The 7815-nt window shown below is 51.5% G+C and carries 9 protein-coding genes and 1 pseudogene; all 10 read right to left on the bottom strand.

What is annotated here, in order from left to right; all coding sequences use genetic code 11:
* The coding region (locus tag DWX32_RS05080; RefSeq protein ID WP_118659349.1) for a VirB6/TrbL-like conjugal transfer protein, CD1112 family at positions 1-647 on the bottom strand (647 nt) is incomplete at its 3' end.
* A gap of 17 nt (positions 648-664) precedes the next feature.
* Positions 665-760 (bottom strand): annotated as a pseudogene (locus DWX32_RS05075) (Maff2 family mobile element protein); the annotation flags it as partial.
* A 79-nt stretch (positions 761-839) separates the two neighbouring features.
* Positions 840-2462, bottom strand: coding sequence for a recombinase family protein (locus DWX32_RS05070; protein ID WP_118029937.1), 1623 nt, complete (start codon positions 2460-2462; stop codon positions 840-842).
* Between the two features lie 133 nt (positions 2463-2595).
* Positions 2596-2793 carry a transposon-encoded TnpW family protein gene (locus tag DWX32_RS05065; RefSeq protein ID WP_118029936.1) on the bottom strand — a complete coding sequence of 66 codons (198 nt, stop codon included), beginning with the start codon at positions 2791-2793 and terminating at the stop codon, positions 2596-2598.
* Positions 2790-3641: an ATP-binding protein gene (locus DWX32_RS05060; protein ID WP_118659348.1), complete on the bottom strand. Its 852-nt coding sequence runs from the start codon at positions 3639-3641 to the stop codon at positions 2790-2792. Before DWX32_RS05060 ends, DWX32_RS05065 begins: the two co-directional genes overlap by 4 nt.
* 63 nt (positions 3642-3704) lie before the next feature.
* A complete protein-coding gene (locus DWX32_RS05055; RefSeq protein WP_118029934.1) occupies positions 3705-4475 on the bottom strand; it encodes a phage replisome organizer N-terminal domain-containing protein in 771 nt (256 codons plus the stop codon).
* Between the two features lie 114 nt (positions 4476-4589).
* Positions 4590-4976, bottom strand: coding sequence for a cysteine-rich VLP domain-containing protein (locus DWX32_RS05050; protein ID WP_118029933.1), 387 nt, complete (start codon positions 4974-4976; stop codon positions 4590-4592).
* The gene (locus tag DWX32_RS05045) at positions 4966-6612 is read right to left on the bottom strand and encodes a relaxase/mobilization nuclease domain-containing protein (protein WP_118029932.1); all 1647 of its coding nucleotides are present in this window, start codon (positions 6610-6612) and stop codon (positions 4966-4968) included. The genes DWX32_RS05050 and DWX32_RS05045 overlap by 11 nt, the downstream gene beginning before the upstream one ends.
* Positions 6584-6979, bottom strand: a complete 396-nt coding sequence (locus tag DWX32_RS05040) for a plasmid mobilization protein (protein ID WP_118029931.1) — start codon at positions 6977-6979, stop codon at positions 6584-6586. The genes DWX32_RS05045 and DWX32_RS05040 overlap by 29 nt, the downstream gene beginning before the upstream one ends.
* Positions 6980-7459: 480 nt before the next feature.
* Positions 7460-7792 (bottom strand): winged helix-turn-helix domain-containing protein, encoded by a 333-nt coding sequence (locus DWX32_RS05035; RefSeq protein ID WP_227616378.1) that lies wholly within the window; start codon positions 7790-7792, stop codon positions 7460-7462.
* Positions 7793-7815: the final 23 nt, after the last annotated feature.

Here is a 7815-nt window from a genome sequence, read left to right as displayed (position 1 = left end):
CCAAAATGCCCGCACACCGCCTTTGGATGAAAAGCGGCGCTTCTGGACGCGCGGTAAATTTCTATCATTCTGCCGTACAGAATAACCGTGATAAGCACCGACATGATTTTCATGCAAAGGCTCACAAGGCTTGTTTCCATAACGAGCAAAAGCAGTTCGGGGATTTCCATAGCGTCAAGTCCGGCTTGCATGGACGAGAGGGCGGCGTCAACGTCGATATTCGTATTGCCGCCGATCACGCCCGCCGCGCCGGAAACAACGTGCTGCGCCATATCGAACACCGCCATAGTGATAGTAAAGGTGTGGGTAACGAGATACACCGCTACCCACGCCTTGAAAAACCACTTAAAGAACATGAACGTGTCAATATCGTGCATATTGTTCTTTTCCGTTACCATGCTGATAAGCTCCACGCATAGAACGTAGGTAATGACAAGCCCCGCAATGGGTACAATCACATTTTCCGATAAACTCTGTATCATGGAAAATATGCCTGCGTTCCACCCCTGCGGGGTCTTGCCTACCTCTGCGGCGATAGTTCCGACTTTTTCGTTTACGTCCCCGAACATAGTTGACAGATTACCGTTAATGGCTCCAATGAGGATTTCCTTTATCCATTCGTTAATCGCGTCAAGTATGCTCTGCATAGGCAGTTACCCGCCGCTTAACCGAACAGGCCGGAAAGCAGAGGTACAAGGGTGCCACCGATAAGGGCAACGCCGCCGCCCGCCATGAGCTGCTTCATGCCCTGGCTTTTTGCTCATGTGAGATAAAGAAGTAAAAGAAGTGTAAAAAATTTTGCCGTTCCCTGTCCGGCTGACTGCCGGACGGGTCGGGCTTTAGTCGGGCAACTCTACCTTGCCGACAAAAGAGTAATAGATTTCGATTTCCTGTCTGCGGAGCTTCCCCCGGCGTTTCCCGTCAAGGGCTTCCGATTCGTGGATTACGATTTTCTCCACAAACTCCCGCAACAGGGTAGGGGTGAGTTCCTCAAAGCTGGTGTACTTGCGTACCACTTTCATAAACTTTTCAGCGTTTGCCGTGGCTTCCAGCGTTTTAGAAAGTTCGCCCTGCAAAGCGGCGGCTTTCTCTTTCAGTTCCTTTTGCTCGGCTTCGTAGTCTGCCGAAAGTTCCGTGAAACGCTCGTCCGATATGCGCCCGGTCACGCTGTCCTCATACAGCCGCTTGAAGATAGCGGAGAGTTCCGCAATCCGCTTTTCTGCCGCTTCCAGTTCTTTCTTTTTGGCGGCGTTCCGGCGTTTGCTCCCGTCCTCGGTCTGCTCGGTCAACAGCTTCATAAACCGGGCTTCATGCTTTGCGGCGTAGCTGGTGACTTTCCGTAAATTCTCGGTCACTCCCTCGGTCAAGAGGTCGGTGCGGATAAAGTGCGCCGTACAGTCTGCCGTACGCTTCTTGTAGCTGCCGCATATATAGCAGTCCTGCCGCCTTTTGTCCGTCTGATACCTCTGCTGGTACATCACGCTGCCGCAGTCCGCACAAAAGAGCAAGCCGGAGAACAAGCCCACTTCATCATAGCGGTTGGGGCGTTTGCGCTGTTTGCGCAGCTCCTGCACACGCTCCCATGTGTCTTTGTCGATTATCTGCTCATGGTGGTTCTCAAAGATAACCTGTTTTTCTTCGGGGTTCTCCTTGCTCTGCTTTACCTTGTAGGACACTTTCTCGGTCTTGAAGTTCACAAGGCAGCCCGTGTACTCCCTGTTTTCAAGGATATGCGCCACGGTGTTTGTCGCCCATCTGCACTCATAGCCGGGGTGGTAGCGGCGTGTGCTTCCCGTCCGGCGGTATTCCAGCGTTCCCGGCGTGGGGATTTCCTGCTCCGTGAGCATACGCGCTATCTTGGTCGGTCCATTCCCGGCAAGGCATAAGCTGTATATCTGCCTTACTACCGGGGCGGCTTCTTCGTCAATGATGAAATTTTCGTCCCCGTCCATGAGGTAGCCGTACACGGGCTTGCTTGTGACAGGCTTCCCACTCATGCCTTTTGAGCGTTTTACCGCCCGGATTTTCTTGCTCGTATCCCTCACCAGCCATTCATTAAAAATATTACGCAAGGGGGCAAAATCGTTGTCGCCCTGTGCGCTGTCCACTCCGTCATTGATAGCGATAAAGCGGACGCCTTTCTGTGGGAAAATCATTTCTGTGTACATTCCCACTTGTAAGTAATTTCGCCCTAACCGTGACATATCCTTTACTATGACTGTGCCGACTTTCCCGGCTTCAATGTCCGCAAGCATGGCTTGAAAACCGGGTCTTTGGAAGTTCGCGCCGGAAAATCCGTCATCAGTGTACCATTTGAGGTTGTTAAAGCCGTTCTGCTTGGCGTAGTTTTCAAGGATTCGCTTCTGATTGCTGATAGAATTGCTCTCGCCTTGCAGCTCGTCCTCATGGGATAACCTCGGATAAAGGGCGGTGATAAGTGTTGTGGCGGTCTGTCTTGACATAGATTCCTCCGTTTCCGACAGCCAGCCCACTATTCCGTATGTCTATTATACCATAGGTCATGGCTGGCTGTACAGTCCTTTTTGTTACTTTATGGCACATAATGTCGAATATTTTTTATCAAGGAATGTCGCTCTATATGGCATGGGCGGCTGTTCCCCCGGCTGCGCTTTCCGCTTCCAGCACTTTCATCATTTTGTCGGCGGCAGTGGCGGTGGTGTCCTGTTTGAAATAGCCGGAAACCACAAGGACGGTGTTTCCCCGGCGTATCTCGGTTACGCAGTCCGGGCGGCGGGCAGTAGTGGCGGTGTTCCTGTTGGGGGTATTGGTCATAGGCTCTCCTTTCCGTTCATCAGCGTTTTCAGCCGTTCCATTTTCTCCTGTGCCGTGGCTTTTCTGAAATTCTCCCCGGTGAAGCAGACGGGGGAACACATTTCAAGCAGGCGGTCATAAATCCGGGCGTGGGGCGTGTCCTCCGGGTTCTGCAATTCTTCCAGCGTGAGGTTGGTCGTCACGATCAGCGGCTTGTTGCTGCGGTATCGGCTGTCAACCACGTTATAGACTTGCTCTAAGCCGTATTCCGTGCCGCGCTCCATGCCGAAATCGTCAAGGATAAGCAGGGGGAAGCGGCAGAGGCGGTCTATGTATTCGTTCCTGTCCTTATAGCTGGCGGCAAGGTCGTTGAGTATCAAGGCAAAGTTCGTCATGCACACGGAAATCTCTTTCTCCATGAGGGCGTTAGCGATACACCCGGCAAAATAGCTTTTTCCCGCGCCGACTTTCCCCCATAAAAGGTAGCCGATATTCTCCGCTTTCATATCCTCCCAATGCGCCACATAGAAGTGCGCCTTATCCATTTGCGGGCATTTCCCGTTGTCGTTCTCAAACGTCCATTCCCTCATAGCCGGGTCGGTGAAGCCCTTTCTTTTCAGCCGTTCGACTTCCTCCCGGTGCTTCTGTTCCCTGTCGGCGGCTTCCCGCTTTTCCCGGTCTGCCCGTTTGCAGTCACATTCCTTGGGGTGTCGGTCGCGTCCGAAAAGCGTCTTTCCCTCCGCAAAATAGGCTTCTTTGGGCTGGCGGCATTTCCCGCAGTATAAAAGCCCGTCCCCGCCTGTGTAGTCCCCCGGCTCGGCTTCCTGTGCCGTGGCAAGCCGGAAAATAGCGTTATCGTAATCGCACATAAAATCGTTCCTCCTTATTCATGGTCTTTTACGCCCTGTTTACGGGGCGTTCTATTTCTATTGTCAAAGGCTCTCGCCCTCCCGGTAGGAATAATCGGGTATCTTTTGCTTTGGTGCTTTCTTTGCTTCATCATCAGCCGCCCATCGCCGGATAGTGGCGGCATGATTCCTGTATTTCTTTCCGCTGGAAGCGATATAGCCGGATAAGCGGTCTATGTAATATTCCCATTTGCCGGGAAGCTCCGTTTGCAGTTCTGCAAGCTCCTTTTCTGACAGGAATACGTTTTTATATCTGCCAAAAGGGGCGCGGGCGGTCTGTCCTGTCTTTATCTCTCCCTCTCTCTTTATCTCTAACTCTATATCTATCTCTTTCTCTATCTCTAACTCTCTCTCTGGTGGACAAATGTCCGCGGCATATGGTGGACATTTGTCCGCCACGGCTTCCGGCAATGTCTTTTGCTCCTGCAAAGCCCGCCTTGCGCGGCGTTTGCGCTCCCCCTCGGTAGAGGACTGACCGATTAAGAGTTCAATGTTGCTCATGTATAAAGCCCCGTTCTGCAACGGCTCTACAAGCCCCAGTTTCATAAAAATCTGCAAGGCTCTTTCCACTGTGCCGACTTGCTGGCGGGTGATTGTGGCTATCATCTGTGCGGTGTAGGGGATATTCTCGTCAAGCTGGAGCTTTCCCCCGTTCTTCAGCGATTTTAGGTACAGCTTCAAGAGAATGTTTGAATAGAGTACGCCGTCCTGCATACTTTCCAGCAGCACGATAGCGTCCTCGTCAAAATAGCTCTCTTTCAGCTTTAGGTAGTAATATTTGCGGTTGTCTGCCATTCGTTCCTCCTTATGGTCTGTTCTGTGGCTTCTGTCACGCTTTAGGACGCTGTTTTCATGGATAAAGGATATAAATACCGTCTACCCGTTGAGGGCGGTCAAAAAAGCCTTGATTTATGGGCTTCTTTCATAGCCTAAATGCGTAGAAAGGTGGTATCTTTTCCGCTGACGTTCCGATTCTTTCCGGCGGCGCACTTTTACGGCACAATCGGGGCAGTATTTCCCACGGTTTGACTTGGGGAGAAAATACGCGCCGCACTCGGTACAGCGTTTCAGTTCTGCCCGGTGGAACAGGGCGGCTTCCAGTTTCCCGTCCAGCGGCAGCACGGCGGCAGTAAACCAGCGGCATAAAAGCGAATAGCTGATACTCTGCACACATACGCAAGGCTCGCCATTATCCAGCAGGATACAGTTGCCGTTATCGTAATTGCAGCACTCATGCACAAGGCGGCACGCCGCCCGGTGCTGTAAATAGTCCATGTATGGGTGTTTACCGTTCATTTTCCCGCCCCTTTCCGCGCTCCGGCTCACGCCTTAAAATCTGCTCAATATTGCTCTTAACGGTCTGCAATTCCTTTGTTTTCTCTCTCTTTTCTCGGTACTCGTTGTAAAGCGTGTTTTTCTCCCTCATAAGCTGCTCAATCTCCGCTTGTAATGTCTTGGACGCTGGAAGTTTGGTAATGCCCTTTGCCTTAAAATACCGGGTGGCAGCTTCGGCTATCATAAAATCGCTTTCGTGCTGCTCCCGGTAGTTTTTGCGGGCTTTCTCCGTTTTCTGTGCTTTCAGCCCGTCACGGGCGGGCTTGGTCTTGATGTAGGCTAATAGCTGTTTCTGCAAGTCTTTCTTCTCCCGTAAAGTGCTTTCCACGGCTTTCAGTTCGGCATGGACACTGTTCAGTTCCGCGCTGGCGGCGGCAAGGGCGGCTTCCAGTTCCTCCGGGGAAGAAAAGCCGGATTCCTCGTAAATGCTCATGGTCGCCGCCATCTGTTTTAGGTTGTGGACAGCCGCCCAGCGGTCATATCCTATGCCCTTGCCCTCGGCTCGTTTCGCTTCCCGGTCTACCATGCGCTGTACAGCTTCCCGTTGGGAAGTGTCCTGTTTGGGTGTGTTTATGGCGGCTTTGTTACGCTGTAAACGCTCCCTTATGCTACGGGGGTGTTCCTTTTTGGGTGCGGGTGTTTCGGCGGCTCTGACGGCGTTCTGTGCGTTTAGGGTGAGTGCTTCCAGTACGGCGGCGCGGTCAAAATCATCACCCAATTTCCGGGCGGTGATTGGCTTCGTTCTGTCCGGCGTGAGATACGATAACCTCCCCCGGCTCTCCTTGACTGTCACGCCCTGTTGTAGCAGCTTCTCGGAAAAGTCCTCAAAAGAGAGGGCAGCGGACAGGGCGGTGCGGATCGTGCGCCGCAGCTTCTCCTTGTCGGTTTCAAATTTTGTAAGTTTGGGCGGCTCTCCTGTGGCGGTAGGGGAAGCGTTCTCTTTATCCAGTGCGGCTTGTCCTTTCCGCTTCGCCCAATACTCACGCTCGGTGACACGGTTCTTGCTCCCATGCAGTAAGTCAATCTGATAAAGGTTTTCCCGGTGGCACATCTCCATGACTTCCGCTTTGAAATACTCCATAGCAGCGTCCGTACAGCGGTGCTTGCAGCCCTCCCTTGTGTCCGCTGGTCTTTCCATGTAGGGCAGCAGCGGCACTTCCGCAATCCGCAAAGAATTGATTACGATATGCACATGAATGTTGCCGCTGTGGTTATGCCCGTCCGGGTGGGTGCATACAATGGCTTGGTGTCCGGGGAAATGTTCTCTGCAAAACTGTTCGCCTAACTGTTGCGCCCGGTCTACGGTCAAGCTGTTGTCGGCAGCGTCACGGGGGTCAAAACTGATAATATAGTGGTGGCTTTTCACGTCCTCACGTTTTTGGTTCTTGCCGTATTTCAGATTGGAGCGCATACAAGCGATTGCAAAATCTTCATCACCGCAATTCAGAGAGGAAATGAGATAGCCTGTCCTCGGAACAATCTGCCCGTTTTCATCAAGGGTGGGCTTCATGGTAAACTCGTCATGCTCAAAGGTTAGGTACTGCTCGGCAGCTCCATAGTCGGCATTTTTAGAGCTGATATGTTTGAATGTTGCCAACGGCTTCACCTACTTTCTGCAAGACTTCAAACTTCAAGGCGGCAAGCTCCGCTGTGGCGGCTCTTACTTCTTTTGAGAGGGCGTTATAAGGTGCGCCGTACTCGTTCAGACAGCGGGCAATCTGGTTCAAGTTGCCGCCGATTTTCCCGTATTCGGCTGTGAGTTTTCCAACGGCAGACAGCAATTCATCATTGACTGGGGAAACGGTGATAACCGGGCATATGCTCGACTTGATAAGGGCTTGCCGGATAAACTCGGCTTGGCTCATTTTGCATAAGGCGACACGCTCGGAAAACTCGGCGTATTCTTCCTCGGTCAAGCGTGTCTTGATTACCCTGTGGCGGTGGGGCGTGTTATATCTTTTCATGGTCGTAGACCTCCTTTCTTTTATGCTTTGCCATTTCACTAATAGGAGAAAAACAGGGGCAAAAGCGGAAGTGTTTTTTGAAAAATCCGAAAAAATTTTTTCGGTAGATTTTTCAAGCGGCGCAAGCCGCAAAAAGGCGGGCTTGGGGTGGCAACCCCAACAAGATTCCCGCAGGACAAAATAAGCCGGTAGGCGAAATTTGGTACTGTGGTAGAATCTTGCTCTAAGAAAGTGACGGATTCCGCTGTGTAGGCTTCTGCTGATACCCTCGACGGAGAGGGCGGGGCTTCTGCCAACTTTGCGGCAATATTTTTCCCGTCATTATTACTACGCACTGGAAGAAAAATATGGCAAAGTCCCCCGGAAAATCTTTTCGTGTTTTCGTAACAGTATTTGACAAAAACGGGCGCAAAAAAACAGGAAACCTTTTTCTGATTTCCTGTTTACTGACTGCCAAAAAGGGCGGCGGTTATTCGGTTGTCATTCCCCGGAAGCAAACTTGTAGCCTATGCCTAAAACGGTCTTTATGTAGGTGGGGTTTTTGCTGTCCGGCTCTATCTTTTTCCGTAGGTTGTAAATCACGTTGACAACACTTGAATGGCAGCTATCGCTATCCATGTTCCAAACGGCTTCAAAAATCTGTTCTTGTGTGAGGACATTGCCGGGATTGGAAGCAAGGAATACAAGGGTACTGTATTCAAGGCGGGTAAGGTTTATTTCCTCCCCGTCCCTAAATACCCGGCGTTGGTGCTGCCTTATTTCCAGTCCCGGAAAAAAGAGTGTAGGAAAAACACCAAAAGACATGGTTTCCATTTTAGCTTGATTGGCAGTTATTA

The organism is Blautia sp. AF19-13LB (assembly GCF_003479105.1).
Taxonomy (GTDB): Bacteria; Bacillota; Clostridia; order Lachnospirales; family Lachnospiraceae; genus Fusicatenibacter; species Fusicatenibacter saccharivorans.
This window is presented reverse-complemented; position numbering and strand designations above follow the sequence as displayed.

Bases quoted from the DNA above. Each gene is read 5' to 3' on its own strand.
- DWX32_RS05050 (WP_118029933.1), bottom strand. From the start codon at position 4,976: ATGAACGGTAAACACCCATACATGGACTATTTACAGCACCGGGCGGCG.
- DWX32_RS05060 (WP_118659348.1), bottom strand. From the start codon at position 3,641: ATGTGCGATTACGATAACGCTATTTTCCGGCTTGCCACGGCACAGGAA.
- DWX32_RS05070 (WP_118029937.1), bottom strand. From the start codon at position 2,462: ATGTCAAGACAGACCGCCACAACACTTATCACCGCCCTTTATCCGAGG.
- DWX32_RS05035 (WP_227616378.1), bottom strand. From the start codon at position 7,792: ATGGAAACCATGTCTTTTGGTGTTTTTCCTACACTCTTTTTTCCGGGA.
- DWX32_RS05055 (WP_118029934.1), bottom strand. From the start codon at position 4,475: ATGGCAGACAACCGCAAATATTACTACCTAAAGCTGAAAGAGAGCTAT.
- DWX32_RS05065 (WP_118029936.1), bottom strand. From the start codon at position 2,793: ATGACCAATACCCCCAACAGGAACACCGCCACTACTGCCCGCCGCCCG.
- DWX32_RS05040 (WP_118029931.1), bottom strand. From the start codon at position 6,979: ATGAAAAGATATAACACGCCCCACCGCCACAGGGTAATCAAGACACGC.